Source organism: Microcoleus sp. Pol12B5 (assembly GCF_036701335.1).
GTDB lineage: Bacteria > Cyanobacteriota > Cyanobacteriia > Cyanobacteriales > Microcoleaceae > Microcoleus.
The window spans coordinates 1,740-17,075 of record NZ_JAUBQQ010000003.1 but is presented as its reverse complement, the minus strand read 5'-3'; the positions used below and the strand labels follow the sequence as shown (position 1 = coordinate 17,075).

Annotated in this window: 15 protein-coding genes, 1 tRNA gene and 1 pseudogene; 16 read left to right on the top strand and 1 reads right to left on the bottom strand. The window is 46.2% G+C overall.

Annotation, left to right across the window (positions count from 1 at the left end):
• From QUA24_RS02420 to QUA24_RS02400, 5 genes and pseudogenes are all read left to right on the top strand, one after another.
• Positions 1-660 (top strand): annotated as a pseudogene (locus QUA24_RS02420) (DUF5331 domain-containing protein); the annotation flags it as partial.
• A 480-nt stretch (positions 661-1,140) separates the two neighbouring features.
• Positions 1,141-2,550: a ferredoxin:protochlorophyllide reductase (ATP-dependent) subunit N gene (locus tag QUA24_RS02415; protein WP_199297522.1), complete on the top strand. Its 1,410-nt coding sequence runs from the start codon at positions 1,141-1,143 to the stop codon at positions 2,548-2,550.
• A 113-nt stretch (positions 2,551-2,663) separates the two neighbouring features.
• Positions 2,664-3,368 (top strand): AbiU2 domain-containing protein, encoded by a 705-nt coding sequence (locus QUA24_RS02410; protein ID WP_333226916.1) that lies wholly within the window; start codon positions 2,664-2,666, stop codon positions 3,366-3,368.
• 134 nt (positions 3,369-3,502) lie between these two features.
• A complete protein-coding gene (locus tag QUA24_RS02405) occupies positions 3,503-3,772 on the top strand; it encodes a type II toxin-antitoxin system HicA family toxin (protein ID WP_332955243.1) in 270 nt (89 codons plus the stop codon).
• On the top strand, positions 3,756-4,109 hold the full coding sequence (locus QUA24_RS02400; RefSeq protein ID WP_332955242.1) for a type II toxin-antitoxin system HicB family antitoxin: 354 nt from the start codon (positions 3,756-3,758) through the stop codon (positions 4,107-4,109). The genes QUA24_RS02405 and QUA24_RS02400 overlap by 17 nt, the downstream gene beginning before the upstream one ends.
• Positions 4,110-4,243: 134 nt before the next feature.
• Here the strand turns inward: QUA24_RS02400 and QUA24_RS02395 are convergent, their stop codons facing one another.
• Entirely contained in the window at positions 4,244-5,128 is an 885-nt protein-coding gene (locus tag QUA24_RS02395) for a hypothetical protein (protein WP_333226914.1), read from the bottom strand.
• A 170-nt stretch (positions 5,129-5,298) separates the two neighbouring features.
• Here QUA24_RS02395 and QUA24_RS02390 point away from each other — a divergent pair, with 170 nt between their 5' ends.
• The 11 genes from QUA24_RS02390 (at position 5,299) to QUA24_RS02340 (ending at position 15,194) form a co-directional block, all read left to right on the top strand.
• Positions 5,299-6,354 carry a hypothetical protein gene (locus QUA24_RS02390; RefSeq protein ID WP_333226912.1) on the top strand — a complete coding sequence of 352 codons (1,056 nt, stop codon included), beginning with the start codon at positions 5,299-5,301 and terminating at the stop codon, positions 6,352-6,354.
• A gap of 89 nt (positions 6,355-6,443) precedes the next feature.
• Positions 6,444-6,605, top strand: a complete 162-nt coding sequence (locus QUA24_RS02385) for a hypothetical protein (RefSeq protein ID WP_333226910.1) — start codon at positions 6,444-6,446, stop codon at positions 6,603-6,605.
• Positions 6,606-7,098: 493 nt separating this feature from the next.
• Positions 7,099-7,767 (top strand): DUF3318 domain-containing protein, encoded by a 669-nt coding sequence (locus QUA24_RS02380; RefSeq protein ID WP_015178535.1) that lies wholly within the window; start codon positions 7,099-7,101, stop codon positions 7,765-7,767.
• 396 nt (positions 7,768-8,163) lie between these two features.
• Entirely contained in the window at positions 8,164-9,165 is a 1,002-nt protein-coding gene (locus QUA24_RS02375; protein ID WP_333084651.1) for a sugar transferase, read from the top strand.
• A gap of 548 nt (positions 9,166-9,713) precedes the next feature.
• Positions 9,714-10,151, top strand: coding sequence for an ATP-binding protein (locus tag QUA24_RS02370; RefSeq protein ID WP_015178537.1), 438 nt, complete (start codon positions 9,714-9,716; stop codon positions 10,149-10,151).
• Between the two features lie 162 nt (positions 10,152-10,313).
• A complete protein-coding gene (locus tag QUA24_RS02365) occupies positions 10,314-11,582 on the top strand; it encodes a WcaI family glycosyltransferase (RefSeq protein WP_333226908.1) in 1,269 nt (422 codons plus the stop codon).
• 588 nt (positions 11,583-12,170) lie between these two features.
• Complete coding sequence (gene yqeK, locus QUA24_RS02360; protein WP_333226906.1) at positions 12,171-12,800, top strand: bis(5'-nucleosyl)-tetraphosphatase (symmetrical) YqeK; 630 nt, start codon at positions 12,171-12,173, stop codon at positions 12,798-12,800.
• A 138-nt stretch (positions 12,801-12,938) separates the two neighbouring features.
• On the top strand, positions 12,939-13,358 hold the full coding sequence (gene rsfS / locus QUA24_RS02355) for a ribosome silencing factor (protein ID WP_333226904.1): 420 nt from the start codon (positions 12,939-12,941) through the stop codon (positions 13,356-13,358).
• An 11-nt stretch (positions 13,359-13,369) separates the two neighbouring features.
• Positions 13,370-13,870: a CGLD27 family protein gene (locus QUA24_RS02350; protein WP_333226902.1), complete on the top strand. Its 501-nt coding sequence runs from the start codon at positions 13,370-13,372 to the stop codon at positions 13,868-13,870.
• 174 nt (positions 13,871-14,044) lie between these two features.
• On the top strand, positions 14,045-14,998 hold the full coding sequence (locus tag QUA24_RS02345; RefSeq protein WP_333167194.1) for an asparaginase: 954 nt from the start codon (positions 14,045-14,047) through the stop codon (positions 14,996-14,998).
• A gap of 119 nt (positions 14,999-15,117) precedes the next feature.
• Positions 15,118-15,194 (top strand) — tRNA-Met (locus QUA24_RS02340).
• Positions 15,195-15,336: the final 142 nt, after the last annotated feature.

Sequence of the window (15,336 nt, the reverse complement as noted above, 5' to 3'; positions counted from 1 at the left end):
GACGATGAGGAAGACGCCGTATCTGACTTTGATATGGGCGACGATGAGGAAGACGCCGTATCTGACTTTGATATGGGCGACGATGAGGAAGACGCCGTATCTGACTTTGATATGGGCGACGATGAGGAAGACGCCGTATCTGACTTTGATATGGGTGACGATGAGGAAGAAGAAGCTTTGGCTTTGGGCGGTCTCGACCTCGGCGATGACGAGGAAGATGAAGCCTCGGCTTTGGGCGGTCTCGACCTCGGCGATGACGAGGAAGATGAAGCCTTGGCTTTGGGCGGTCTCGATCTCGGCGATGACGAGGAAGATGAAGCCTCACAATTTGGGACTTTGACCTCTGGAGATCTCGAAGCGGGGATTTCCGATCCGTTTGGGGAAGAAGATGCAGAGTTTGTCGCCGAAGAAATACCCGATCCTTTTGGGACAGCGACCTCAGATGACCTAGATATGGATCTGGGCGACTTGGACGATGACGGTATTGACGATTTCTCTGTATCTGATGAGGATGACCTCGACGATCTCGGACTTGACGATCTGGGGGAAGCAACTACCGGAGATCCTGACGAAGATGATTTAGATGCTCTAGGTCTCGGCGATTTGGACTCCGACGATGAGGATGAAGAAATTTCCGGCTTTTTATCTGATTTTAAGTGAGGTTGTTGCGATCGCCCGCATCTCTTCTAGTCTTGAAGTTTCCCGCTCTATTTGTGAGTTGTGAGTTGCGAGTTGTTAATTTTTAATTAGCTCCAACTCACAACTGCCAAAAGGCTTTTTGCCTTAGCGAGTTGAAGAAAACTAAATCCCTGCTGTGAGGGATTGTATGCCCTCCCGCAGAATTTTTTAGCCAGAATTTTGGATGCTGCGTCTGCTGCAGAAATATTGAGTGGGCTGCATCTATTTTTTTACAGGAATTAGCCCAAAAATAGGTACTTCTATTTATTGTTCGCTGTGCGTCGCGATCGCACTTTCACAGGTGTTTTCTCGCCACTGCGCCTGTTCGTGATCGAGAGGAAAAACAACCTATTCCTCTCCTGGGCGATCGCACCGAGATGATCGCAAAATCCAGGTGTTTCCTCGCTCCGCCGCAAATCCTGTTCGAGACGAAAAACAATTTAAAGGGAGAAGATTTGAGATATGACTGCTATTACTACTAATGAACCGGAAGCTTTAAATTTTGAATGCGAAACAGGCAATTATCACACATTTTGTCCGATTAGCTGCGTAGCTTGGCTTTATCAAAAAATTGAAGATAGCTTTTTCTTGGTCATCGGTACCAAGACTTGTGGCTATTTCTTGCAAAATGCAATGGGCGTGATGATTTTTGCTGAGCCTCGCTATGCGATGGCTGAGTTGGAAGAAGGCGATATTTCCGCTCAGTTAAACGATTATGATGAGTTGAAGCGGCTGTGCTTGCAAATTAAGCGCGATCGTAACCCCAGTGTAATTGTCTGGATCGGCACTTGCACCACCGAAATCATCAAAATGGACTTGGAAGGGTTAGCGCCGAAACTCGAAGCAGAAATTGGCATTCCCATCGTCACAGCGCGCGCTAACGGTTTGGATTACGCTTTTACTCAAGGGGAAGATACCGTTTTGGCAGCTATGGCTGCTAAATGTCCTGAGAAAGCGCCCGTGATGGAATCTCAGAAACAAGAACGCAATGCTATCTCTCAACTGCTGAATTTCGGCAAGAAAAAAGAGGAAGTTGCAGCAGATGAATCGGAATATGTCAAGCACACACCGCTGGTACTTTTTGGTTCTTTGCCCGATCCGGTTGTTACTCAGCTAACTCTAGAATTGAAGAAGCAAGGAATCAAAGTTTCCGGTTGGCTTCCTTCTAAGCGCTACACTGAATTGCCAGTCTTGGAAGAAGGCTATTATGTATCTGGCATGAATCCGTTCTTGTCGCGCACTGCTTCTACGTTGATGCGCCGCCGCAAGTGTAAGCTAATTGGTGCGCCATTCCCGATCGGCCCTGACGGAACTCGCGCTTGGATTGAGAAGATTTGCTCAGTGTTGGGAATTGAACCAAAAGGTTTGGACGAACGGGAAGCACAAATTTGGGCTGGTTTGGAAGATTACCTGCAAATAATTCGCGGCAAATCTGTCTTCTTTATGGGTGACAATTTGTTAGAGATTTCTTTAGCACGTTTCTTGATTCGCTGCGGCATGACTTGCCCGGAAATTGGCATTCCTTACATGGACAAGCGCTATCAAGCCGCCGAGTTGGCTTTGTTAGAAAAGACTTGTCACGAGATGGGAGTTCCTACTCCTCGGATTGTGGAGAAACCGGACAATTACAATCAGTTGCAGCGGATTTACGAGCAGAATATTGATTTGGTGATTACTGGTATGGCTCACGCTAATCCTTTGGAAGCGCGGGGAATTAATACTAAGTGGTCTGTTGAGTTTACTTTTGCTCAGATTCACGGGTTTGGTAATGCGCGGGATATTTTGGAGTTGGTGACTCGTCCGCTGCGCCGGAATAATTCGCTGAAGGATTTGGGTTGGGGTAATTTGGTGAAGAATGAGGCTCAGGTTTAATTTCTAGCTCATCTACTTCCGATTTTCACTGCTGTAAAAAGCGCTATAATTATATAAGTGGGGTAGGTAATGCCTACCCTACTTTATAAGTTAATCAATAAAAGGCTATCAAAATGACAGTTGAAAAAGAAGAATTTAGTGAGATGCTTCACTCTATTGATGCTAGGCTATCGGATGCTCAATACTATTTGTCGGTAGCTTATGATTTATTTTATGGTTTGGGTAGTACGCCAGAAAAATACGCTAAAGCACGTCATTTCTGGACGATGACTAGCTTGGGATTTCGCGATCTGTGTGTATTATATTTGTGTCAAGTATATGACTCACATAAAGATGCTGTAAGCGTTCCCAAAATTTTAAATATTGTTGAAAGTAATTATAAATCATGGAAGAAAAAATCCCAGGAAATAGGTGAGTTAGACAGAAAACAATTAGAGAAAGACCAAATTAAATTCAAATATAAAGAAGCGGGTGACAAAGATTACGATCCGAATCTAGATGAATTAAAAAAAATACTTTTTAATCAGAGAGACAAAGCAATAGCTCACCGTGACAAGGCAGAAGTTTTTAAATATAAAAAAGCTTTAGGTGTTAGGGAAAAAAACAGGAATATATTAAAAAATGAGGAAGATGAAAACGCGCGCCCATTGCCAATGCCTGAAGAGATGACTACGCTTAAACAAGATGACTTGCAAAAACTGATCGATGAGGCGAGAGAAATATGTCATCGTTATATGTCTCTTTTAAATATTGAAATTCCTTCCCTAGAACTCCAAGAGGATTACAATAACTTATTAGATATAAGTACAACCCCCTAATGAAACAGGACTTACGCATTGTAACGGTAGTATCAGACCTTGAGATTCTTCGCTATCGCTGAGAATGACAAAAAATCGTTATCACTGCGTAAGTCATGGAAAGCTATGATAGATAGTCGGAAAATTTGGTTAAGATGAGTAAGTTAGGAAAACTGATAGAACAATTTTTATCAAACCCGTCTGAAGTGCGGTTTGACGATGTGTGCTATATCCTAACTGCTTTTGGGTTTGAAGAAAAGCGATCGAAAGGAAGTCACCATTCTTTCCGAAATGCCGATGGATTAAAGATTACAGTCCCTAAAAAAGGCGGTCAGAAGGTAAAAGGAGTCTACGTCAGGCAAATTGTGGCATTATTGAAGTTAGAGGAATGGAGCGATGAATCAGAAGATGAAAGTCAAGCTTAAATCCCTAGATTATTACTTGAGCCTGAAATATCCTATCAATTTTTATCCAGAACCTGAAGGTTATACAGCTATAATTAAAGACCTTCCTGGCTGTATGTCTCAGGGTGAAACTTTGTCCGAAGCGATGGAGAATATTCAGGAAGCTAGGGAATTGTGGATAGAGACTGCTTATGAGTGCGGCGATGAGATTCCTTTACCTGCAACGGAAGTTGAGTATAGTGGAAGTCTATCTTTACAGATTCCTAAATCTCTACATTTGAGTTTAGCAGAAAAAGCGGAAAGGGAAGGAGTTAGTCTTGACCAGTACATTCTGCTTGTGTTAAGTAAAGCAGGCTAAAAGATAATCAGATAAGGATTATCAAGTTTGAGGCACGCTTCAAGGGCGATCGCTCTTTTCTTTTTTTATGAACCGCTGATGCAGGCAGATTAACGCAGATTAACGCGGATGAAGAGTGCGATCGTACTTTTCAATCAATTTACAATTACGCCAAATTTTAATAACATTCTAGGCAAATAATCATCCAAATTCTTGATGTGTTCATCTGTTAACTCAATCAGGTTGAGCTCGTACTTCTGATATAGTTCTTGCTTCACTTTCTTACGCGACACATACTCCGGGTTGTTCTCATATCCCCAGTATTCAATATACACCTTTCCCCCAGGAATATAAAAGTCACAGTAAGCTTCTTCCTCTATGGGTAGTCGGCGTTCATAGGCGTGAACTAGCTCCGCCATATAGAGCCAATTATCAATCAAAACTTCAGCTTTATAACGCACAAAATGACCGTCGGTTGTTCGATGCTGTGCACTCGCCCGAAACTTTTCCCGGAACCCTAGCTTTGTGTTTACTTCTGTTTTGCTCTGTTCTGAATTGTCACCTTTAAGACTCTCAATAGTCGCCAGAAAAACTTGATTTGTCAGTATAGATTCTGGCCAAAGCACATAAGGAGTGTTGTCTTGAGGGTAGGTTTTTTGCACCGCCCCAAAACCTATTCCCCGCTTAGTGGCTACCCAGCCGTTGCGCTCTTTATTTACTAATCCTAACTCTGCTAAAATTGGGTTGACTTTGTGCTTTGATATTTCTAGTTTATCGCTGATGCTGGTAGCGGACAGAAGTGAGGGGGAAGAGGATTGTTGGGGTTTAGGTTTGGGCGCTGACAGGGGTTGAGCGTTGTTAGCTTTCCAATGTTCGTAGCATAATTTGTGACCGGGTTTTGAAACTGCTTGATTGCATCCGGCCGCCGTGCAGGTTTCTGCTGAAATGGCAGATAAAGCTTGATTTATGGCTGCTAGCTTGCGGAGCAAAGGATCTAAGGTCATATTAACAGCTTGAGATATATTCAAAAATAGTACCACTTTAATTTCTATGCAGTCAAGAATGAAAAACTGGCGATTCCCTTTGGGGTAGCTTCGCGCGGACTTTTAGCCAACTTTTCCAGAATCTCAGGCCACACGCCCGTAACACAATTCAGGAAGCGTCGCCTATAATCGAAACTAGCCAAACTCTCATCAGTTGCGAAACCGCCATGAGTCAAGACAAGGAAGAAATTAGCTATTCAGAGAAAACAGAACGTCTCAGAGTTATCGGTCAGTTTATCAAAACTGTCACACCGATGATTTGGACGATCGTAATTCTCGTAGTCATCATTCCCCTATTAGGTAACTTTCTAATTTCCCAGTCACTAACAAATACCGGAACCACAGCAGTTGTAGTCTCGCCGCCACACGATTTTAGCAAAGTCAACCAAGACATTAAAAACGCCATCCAAAAATCCCATACAACAGCCGAAACTTTCGCCTCAAAAGAGTTGGACAAATGGGAAAGCGAAGTAATTGCACGAGTAGACAACAGTTTCCTCGATTGGTACTTTGATTACTTCACTCAAAAAAAGATGGAGTTTACCGTACCTTTTAGCTTCGTGAAATCTGCCCTACTCAACAGATTCGATATGACAGAAGCATCTCGTGCTGTTTCCGAAAAATTAACGGAAGACTTTCAAAGAGAATTTGCTAACCGCGTGCTGGTACCCAAAAACGCTCAACTGCGATTTCAATTAATCACTCAAGATACTGCTAATTTGTATATATCCGAAGTTAGCAAGAATGTGAAAGTAGTTCAAAACAGTTATAATATACCGCAAGTACAGTGGGACAAATATCTGAACGATATTGCCACTACAATTAGTGACAAAGGAAACGTCTCGAATTTATCATTAAAAGTATTAGTTGGCGGCAGCGGCTACTTAATTGCTAAACCATTAATTTTGGGAGTAGCAGCTAAAGTTGGCAGCAAAGTTACGGCAAAAGTTGCCAGCAAAGCCGCCGCTAAGGTAGCCACAAAAACAGGCGGTACAGTTGCTAGTCAGTTGGGAGTAAGTTTAATCGACCCGATTGTTGGCATCGGGATTATCATCTGGGATTTGTGGGATTACAATCACACAGTCAAAGTAGAAAGACCGATTTTGCGGGCACACATTGTAGAATACTTAAAAGATGTCAAAAAGTCCCTGCTCACAAATCCTGAAAGCGGAATCATGGCAGCAATTTATCAGTTGGAAAGTGGTCTTCTTAAGTCACTTTAATTATTTAAATCGCGTCTGAATGATGTGTATAAATCTCCTAAAAGTGGCAATATCCGCTGCAAGAATGAAAAGGGGTAGACCAGTAGTTAGTGCCAGCAGCGGACGCTCCCACTCGCTACATGAGCGCGATCGAATACCCGACTGTGGGCGATCGCGCTCATGTAGCAAAAAAAGAGAAAAAAATGAATGTTAAACGAGGCAAAAAAAAAGAGGATGTTGGGACAAAAAGAAGAGTTGCACAACTTTATTGACCCTAAAAAGATATCCCATAATGGACGAGAAAAGAAGGTTTTAGACTCATATTACACGGATTGAGTTGTCGCCATTTTTTTAATTAGCTGTGGATTATGAGTTGTGGCATTTACAGCAGAAGACTTTAAAAGCTCCGATTGACAGGGTATAGTTCGGGGGGGGAGTGCGTTTTACCGATGAAGCTCTACGGCGAGGTTTGTAGGGATTTTCTGAAGTATTTGACGGAGTTGTTTTAGTTCAAAAAGGCATAACTTCTCAGCCGGAAGTTTTGTCGGCTTGGTCGAAATTGTGGAAAGAAATCGAACCGTTGATGAAATAGTCGAAAGTCAAGGATCGAGTCGGCAGTTGCGATCGCCCCCTGAGACTAAAATCAAGTAAATTTGCAAGTATTGGTCGATCGACCCCCGTTACTCGACTATATTTGGATTCAAGGTTTGCTATACTCCAGAAATAGACACATATTAACCTTTGGAAAATCAATAGGCCGGAGCTATGACATCCTATGCAACCTCTACAGCAAGAGCCGAGATGAGTGAGATCCGGCGCTTGAAAAACATACTGCCCCCAGAACTCCAAAGTTGGGTAACAGTAGAAAAAACAATAGAAGTTAATCCTACCCTGATCCGCAGCGAAGAAATAGGCAAAGACCAGGTAGAAATCCAAATAGACCTGATCCGCTGGGAACAGCTAGCAATGGATCAGCGTAACCTCCTATTTTGGCACGAAGTCGCCAGAATCCAAAACGACACCATTCCCAGAGACGGTTGGGAAATGGCAGCCCTCGCAATTGGTTTAGGCGGCGCTGTCGGCGAACTTTGGGTGCAAGACGGCTTGCTGCTGTTACTAGCCCTATCCCTGTGCGGCGTCTCCGGCTGGAGACTTTATCAAAAAAACAACGGAGAGAAAAGCTTAAAAGAAGCAGTAGACGCCGACGAAAAAGCCCTCGCCCTGGCAACCCGCTTCGGCTACACTCTCCCAAACGCCTACAAAAGCCTCGGCAGCGCCTTAAAAACCTTAATCGAGCAAACCTCCAAAAAACAGCAGCGGGCTAAATACGAAGCTCGTCTCCAGGCCCTCAAACGCAACGCAGCCAAAGCCAAAGCCAAAGTCAAACCCATCACCCGCGAAACCTCCCAGTCAGAAAACGTCTACAATTCTTAACCTCATCCCCCGATGCTTGTTACGGGGGTTTTCCAGTTAACCGTTAACTGTTGACTTCTGTGTTAGCTGTTAACTGTTAACTGCGATGGTTATCCGGTGCGAGAGAGGCACCAAAATTATTAACGACAACATTAATCGGCCTGAATCCACAAAAATCTTGATTCCGATGTCAAAGTTGGGCCGCGACTGCGTTCAAAAATCTTTGCGCCAAAACAGGCACTGGTAGACTCAAGTCTATTTTTGCCTTGGATATCACTATCGGGGGGCGAGTTTGCAGGCGTTTTTGTAAAGTTTGTATAAAGCTAGCCTTTTGTTAACCATAATATTTGGTAAAGGTGGAGCTGCTAGGACAGAATAGGCTAAAGACATAAGCTTGAAATTTGAAACCAGGACTTCATGGTCAGTCAAACCCCAGAGGCAGATTTTCGGGTAACGTACTCGGACGAAATTCCCTCAGTTCACATACCCGTGCGCTTGAGCGTACTTGAAGCTGTAAACTTCAAGACAACCTGCCAGCAACTTTTTTCGGAAAGCACCACCGTTCCCAGCAAGATTGTCCTAGACTTCAGTCAGACGACATTCATCGACAGTAGCGGGATCGGTGCTTTAGTCAGCAATCTGAAATTTGCCAAACAGCGTGGTAGCGACTTGGTGCTCCGAAGCCTCAAGCCGCAGGTGATGGCAGTATTTGCTCTCACCAGCCTAGATCAAGTGCTGACGATCGAGCAGCCCTCTGCAACCTCAACTCCCACAGAGACCAAGCCTTCGGACAATCAGCTACCGATGACCCACCCCTCAGTGCAATCGTGGGTGAAGCGGCTGATAGACATTGTTGGGGCAATAGTCGGTTTGATAATTACAGGAATTTTGCTCGTACCCATAGCTGCAGCCATCACTATCAACGATCCAGGCCCGATATTTTTCGGTCAAACCCGCTGTGGCTGGATGGGCAGACAATTTCGGATTTGGAAATTTCGATCGATGTGTACCAACGCCGAAGCCATGAAAGCCCAAATCAAAAATCAGGCTTCTGGCGCATTTTTCAAAAATGACAACGACCCGCGGATTACCAAGGTCGGGCGCATCTTACGCAAAACCAGCCTTGATGAACTGCCGCAGTTTTGGAACGTGCTCAAAGGCGAAATGAGCCTAGTCGGCACTAGACCGCCTACCCCAGACGAAGTTGAGCGCTACGAAGTCCCTCAGTGGCAGCGTTTGGATGTCAAACCCGGGATGACAGGGGAATGGCAAGTCAACGGTCGCTCTCAAGTCCGCGATTTTGAAGATGTCATCCGTTTAGATTTAAAATACCAACAAAACTGGAGTCTGGTGTATGACCTCAAACTAATTGTCAAAACTGTAACAGTCCTGTTTAACAAAAATAGTGGCGCTGTGTAGGAACCCTCAACAACCCACCACTGAACTTTGAGGTGCTGTTGCCAACGGGGGGGCGGGAACTCGAACTCGATACTTAGTCAAGCAGACGATCGCTAGCGATACCTACGTTAGCATTAAGTGTTAAAATTCACACGCCAAGAAAATACACAGCTAATTGCCAGCTCTGCAATCAGAGCATTAATAATTAGCAATTGGCGAGTTCGAGGTCATACTCAAATGGGCCCAGCATGATTTTCGAGGACGAGAAGAACTCACCTGTGTTTAGAAAAGTAGCGACTGCTAACACGGTCGAAGCTTAAATCACTTCCTCGCAAGCTGACTCGGGAATTTTCCCTATTTAAACGCCCTACCGAGGCGGATTACAGTATCGGAAGTCTCTCATTTGCTGTGCGAGTAAATGGTGCGAAAGGAATGCTCACCTTGAGGCAAAACGGGCTTCTTCAACTCAAGCTTGACTTAACTAATATGTTGCCAAGACCTTGCCCTCCTTTTTCTCTCCTTCCGGCGCTGAGTACAGCGGTGGTGGGGGCCGACCAGGGGGAAGAAAGATGAAAGACAAGCAACCAAAGGCCGAGTGGCACCTGCAGGTTGAAACAGACCTGAATGCTTTAACATCCGTTTTGGAATGGTTGGAGAATATCGTTTTGCCCATGATACCAGCGGATTTCTGGTGGCAGTGCCGGCTGATAATCAACGAAGGCTTTACAAACGCTGTCCGCCACGCTCACCAGAACTTGCCCCCCACGACGCCCATCGACATTGAGGTAAAAGTGTTTGCCGATTACTTAGAAATTAGGATTTGGGACAGGGGTCAACCCTTCAACTTAGAAGCAAAGCTGCACTCAATCATGCAAGAGCAGCGCGATCCTTTGGACAGAGAGGGAGAAAGGGGACTGGTGTTCATGTACAAGCTCACAGACGACCTTCGGTATATCCGTACCGACGATCGCCGAAACTGCCTGGTAATGCGAAAAAACATTACCTGAGGGCGTGATACCCGCCCGGTCAGGGCGGCTTCTTTCGCAAGGAGTAGAAGATCCCCTCGCTCCCCTATTGTCCTACCCGGAACCCAACCACATCCTCGGCAATTCTGCGGGTACAGGCTCGATGCACGCGGCTGGAGGACAATTTGCTTCAAAATAAATATTATGCGTATTCTAATTTATTCATATAACTACTATCCAGAGCCGATCGGCATTGCCCCCCTGATGACAGAACTAGCGCAAGGCTTAGTCAAGCGCGGCCACCAAGTCCGAGTCGTCACAGGAATGCCCAACTATCCGCAGCGCCGGATTTATCCGCAATATGAGGGCAAATTTTACCTTACAGAAGAACACAACGGTGTCACAATTCAGCGCAGCTATCTGCGCGTCAACGGCCCCCACCCCAGCCTCCTAGACCGACTTGTGCTAGACGGCAGTTTTGTTGTCTCCAGCGCCGTCCAAGCTTTCAGAGGCTGGCGTCCAGACGTGATTTTCTCGACAATGCCCCCTTTACCGATTTGCGTCCCAGTCGCCTTTTACGGCTGGATTCGCGCTTGCCCGATCGTGCTCAACGTTCAGGATATCGTCTCAGAAGCAGCCGTGCGCGTCGGCTTGGTCAAAAAAAACGGACTGCTAGTTCGCATTGCTGACGCTTTGGAAAAATTGGCCTACAGCACAGCCAGCCAAGTCAGCGTCATCGACAGCGGTTTTGTCAAAAAATTGCACTCTCAGGGAGTACCCCCCGAAAAAATAGTTTGCGTTCCCAATTGGGTTGATGTCAATTTCATTCGGCCCTTACCCAAGGAAAGTAACTCATTTCGAGAAACTCACAAACTCAATGGCAAATTTGTCGTTCTCTACGCGGGCAATATTGCCCTCACTCAAGGCTTGCAAACAGTTGTCCAAGCAGCCGCTCGTTTGAAACACCTAACCGAAATCGCTTTTGTCATTGTGGGGGAATCAACAGCCTTGGCGCGCTTGCAACAAGATTGCGAAACTTACAAAGCTAATAATGTAATGCTGCTACCATTTGAACCGCGAGAAAAATTGCCCGAATTGTTAGCTGCTGCTGATGTTAGTTTAGTCGTACAAAAGCGCCGCGTTACTAACTTCAATATGCCTTCAAAAATTCAAGTAATTCTCGCCAGCGGTCGGGCAATTTTGGCTTCGGTTCCTGAAACTGGTACGGCACAGAAAGCAGTGCAGCAGAGCGGTGGCGGGGTGGTGGTAGCGCCGGAAGATCCGCAGGCTTTGGCTGAGGCGGTTGAGGATTTGTACCTGCACCCTGCTAAGGTGGATGCGTTGGGCGAGCAAGGCAGAAATTATGCTGTGGAGAATTACGGATTTGAGGAAGCTTTGAATCATTATGAAGCTTTATTTGCGGCGGTGGCAGCGAGTCATGCTGAGAAAATATTGGCGCCTTTGCCAAAATAATATAAGCGATTGAAACCGTGCCTAGTTAGAGTGTCACAAGATGTTCCTAGCAGTACAAAAATAACGTTCGTTAACGTAAATACCACAAAAATTAAAGACTGATATTTGAGCGATTTAAGTCCCCTATCTACGAGAATGGGAACTGTCTCCTCCGCCATCCAGAAAGCCTTGACTACCCCGATTAAAAGTAAAATACAGATTACTGAAAAAGACTTTTGACTTCCCGTTACAATCATGTTGATTAAATTTGTTAGGGAATGTTTTATGTTGAATTAACAAAATAATCATAAAAATTCCCAGAGAAGCAAGCAGCGGCTAAACGACAAAATAACCTTGGATAGCACGGACTAAAAATAGAAAAAATGAGATAATTACCAAAAATAGCAACCCCATTAGACTAATTGTTCAGGTAGGGACTGTTTTGAAGATTCCAGGAGTTACCAGAAAAGATAACGTATCTGCCAAACAGCCGATCGCCCCCTTCACCCCTCCCCATCCCAGATATCACCACACCGCTGTGTGCCCGACACAGCAGCCGATCAAAACAAAACGCTAAAATAGTAGATCCTACAATGGAGGAGTTAATATTTGACACTTGTACCCGCGCGCGAAAACGTCCTAGCTTGGCTGTCAGACAGAGTTCCTGCTGCCCGTATCAAACATATTCTGGGAGTCGAACAGACAGCAGGTGACTTGGCTCGCCATTACGGCCTCGACGAAGCAAAAGCCCGAACTGCCGGTTTGTTGCACGATTTGGCAAAATACTTCAAACCTCAACTGCTGCTGCACATGGCCCAGAAGGAAGGTTTAGAGTTAGACTCAGTGTTGGAAGCACACCCGCATTTGCTGCACGCAGACGCCAGCGCGATCGTCGCCAGAGACGAATTCGGGGTGGTCGATCGAGAAATTTTGGACGCCATCGCCCATCACACCCTCGGCAGACCAAACATGAGCCAGCTCAGTTGTACCGTATTCATAGCAGATACCATAGAGCCAGGCCGCGGCAACACAGCCCAACTAGAGGCACTGCGCGAGGCAAGCTGGCAAAATCTTTATGCAGCCGTGTGGCAAACTAGCGATTATTCTCTTAAATATTTGCTAGAAACTCGCTGCTACATCCACCCCCGCACCGTACTTACCCGCAATTGGGCGCTGCAAATGGCTAGGCCGGAAACAGGAAATTCGACGAAGCAGTCGATCAAACAAATCACAAGTTAAAAGTAAAATTTACCAGAAATTCTGTCCTTACTTTTGGCTTCAACCTAACTCCTATTTCCCGTCTCAAACTGCCAACAATCGAAAGCGAATAGCGCACCGATTTCCCCTTACCCTATCAATTAGGAAATTAAACACTTAATGTCTGATTTAACCCAACTCGAATACTCCAGGGCCCATTCTACAGCAACGGACGGCACCTCCTCAGACGAAGCCCGTGGCCTGATCATGACCGTTGCCCAAGCAGCCGATGACCGCAAAGCAGTAGACATTGTATTGCTCCGGGTGGCAGAAGTATGCTACTTGGCAGACTACTTTGCGATCGTCACCGGATTTTCCAACGTGCAAGTACGAGCCATCTCCCAAGCAATAGCAGACCAAGTGGAAGAAGAGTGGCATCGCTTGCCACTTCGTACACAAGGCCTATCAGACGCTAGTTGGGTCGTCATGGACTACGGCGACGCGATCATTCACATTTTGAAGCCTCAAGAGCGGGAGTTCTACAATTTAGAAGCGTTCTGGGGACACGCCGAACGCATTGACTTTTCCCCCACGCCGTGAGGAGGGCTAATGTGAAAAACGTTTCTGCTTCTATTTGTCCCGTTCCGCAAGAACAGCGACCGATCAATGAATACCAAGAACTTAAAGAATCCTGGTTTTTTAGCTGGGTAACACTCAATTGGCCCGGATACCTGGCCAAACTAGCTTGGGTGTGGGCTTGGAGTTGCTTGGTATCGGGGCCGATAGCTGCTTCTAGCTTTGCTCCAAGCAAGTATCCAGCTCAGTTTGTCCTGTGCGGTGCCGCAGGTGCCGGTTTTATTCTAGGATTAGCTTTGCTGCGACTCTACTTGGGTTGGTTCTACGTGCGATCGCGCCTTTCAAATCCCACGGTCGTCTACGAAGAGTCTGGCTGGTACGATTGTCAATCTTGGCCTAAAACTCCCGAAGTTTTTCTTCAAGATCAGTTGATTGTCAACTACCAACTAGAACCAATTCTCAGGCGTCTGCGGCAGACATTTTATGGTTTGACAGTATTGCTGATTGCCGGGGGACTAACTTGGAGTTGTTTGTAATCGCGAATGGAAGGGAGTTTTGAGTTTTGAGATTGCCGCCCACAGCCAACAACACGCACGGAGTGCATGAGTGAGAAACGATCGCAGAAAGATTAACTTTATAACTCTTAACTGGCAGCTCGCAACTCATAACTTCCACCAGCCCCAATCTAAAATCTAAAATCTAAAATTGATATGACAAGGGGAAAACGAACCCAAGCTCCCGAACTGGAAGTCACATTGCTGCGCGAAGGTATTGTGGAATCGAGGCACCGCGCCCAGGCCGCTGTCTGTGACAATCGCGGGCGCGTTCTGTCTGTTGCTGGTAACTCGGAAACGGCCTCATTTGTCCGTTCTTCACTCAAGCCTTTTCAAGCTTTGGCGGTGACGGCGACTGGCACTTTAGAACGCTACGAATTGACCGATCGAGATTTAGCGATTATTTGCAGTTCCCATCAAGGTACGATCGAGCAATCGCGCCAGGTATTTAACGTCCTGTGGCGCTGCGACATTGACCCCTCTAAACTTCAATGCCCCATTCCCGAAGGCAAAAAGAGCGCCCTGCAATACAACTGCTCCGGCAAACACGCCGGGATGCTGGCTGTCTGCCAGCAACTGCACTGGCCTATGGAAACTTATTTGCGCCGCAAACATCCTGTCCAGCAGCTTATTTTGGGCAAAGTGGCTGACTTGCTGGCAATGCCTGCCGAAGAGTTTATCAGCGCTCGTGACGACTGCGGCGCTCCTACCTATCTGTTGCAGTTGGGGCAAATGGCGTCTTTGTACGCTCAGTTAGCCTCCGGCAACAATGTGGATATGGAGCGGATTGTCCGCGCTATGACTCATCACCCGATGATGGTTGCCGGTGAGGGCAAATTTGACACGGAACTGATGCGCTTGACTCAAGGGGAATTGGTGAGCAAGTCCGGTGCCGAAGGGGTGCAGTGCATTGGCCGCGTTGGCGAAGGCATGGGCTTGGCAATTAAGGTGACGGATGGGGGAAAGCGTGCTCAATTTGCTGTGGCTATTCACTTGCTCAAGCAGTTGGGGTGGATTACTCCGACGATCGCCGAAACTCTTTCGGAGACTTACCTGACTCTCAGCGAGTTCAAGCGCTTGGAGGTAATCGGGGAAGTTTCGATGCTTTAGGGCGATCGAGACTCTGATCCGATTTCAGCAACCCCTCCCACCATCTAAAAAGTTTTTTTGATGGAGGGGTTGCAATTTTTAGAAAAATGTGTTTATATTAGTAAAGAGACAAAAAGCGACGCGGGATAGAGCAGCCTGGTAGCTCGTCGGGCTCATAACCCGAAGGTCAGTGGTTCAAATCCACTTCCCGCCACCAAATTCAAGCGAACCCTGTAATCTTTAAGGTTTCAGGGTTTTGTTTTTGGAAACCACTAGAGAGAGAAAGCGACGCGGGATAGAGCAGCCTGGTAGCTCGTCGGGCTCATAACCCGAAGGTCAGTGGTTCAAATCCACTTCCC

Coding starts and splice junctions, on each gene's coding strand:
- QUA24_RS02415 (WP_199297522.1), top strand. CDS start 1,141: ATGACTGCTATTACTACTAATGAACCGGAAGCTTTAAATTTTGAATGC.
- QUA24_RS02410 (WP_333226916.1), top strand. CDS start 2,664: ATGACAGTTGAAAAAGAAGAATTTAGTGAGATGCTTCACTCTATTGAT.
- QUA24_RS02405 (WP_332955243.1), top strand. CDS start 3,503: ATGAGTAAGTTAGGAAAACTGATAGAACAATTTTTATCAAACCCGTCT.
- QUA24_RS02400 (WP_332955242.1), top strand. CDS start 3,756: ATGAAAGTCAAGCTTAAATCCCTAGATTATTACTTGAGCCTGAAATAT.
- QUA24_RS02390 (WP_333226912.1), top strand. CDS start 5,299: ATGAGTCAAGACAAGGAAGAAATTAGCTATTCAGAGAAAACAGAACGT.
- QUA24_RS02380 (WP_015178535.1), top strand. CDS start 7,099: ATGACATCCTATGCAACCTCTACAGCAAGAGCCGAGATGAGTGAGATC.
- QUA24_RS02375 (WP_333084651.1), top strand. CDS start 8,164: ATGGTCAGTCAAACCCCAGAGGCAGATTTTCGGGTAACGTACTCGGAC.
- QUA24_RS02370 (WP_015178537.1), top strand. CDS start 9,714: ATGAAAGACAAGCAACCAAAGGCCGAGTGGCACCTGCAGGTTGAAACA.
- QUA24_RS02365 (WP_333226908.1), top strand. CDS start 10,314: ATGCGTATTCTAATTTATTCATATAACTACTATCCAGAGCCGATCGGC.
- rsfS (WP_333226904.1), top strand. CDS start 12,939: ATGTCTGATTTAACCCAACTCGAATACTCCAGGGCCCATTCTACAGCA.
- QUA24_RS02345 (WP_333167194.1), top strand. CDS start 14,045: ATGACAAGGGGAAAACGAACCCAAGCTCCCGAACTGGAAGTCACATTG.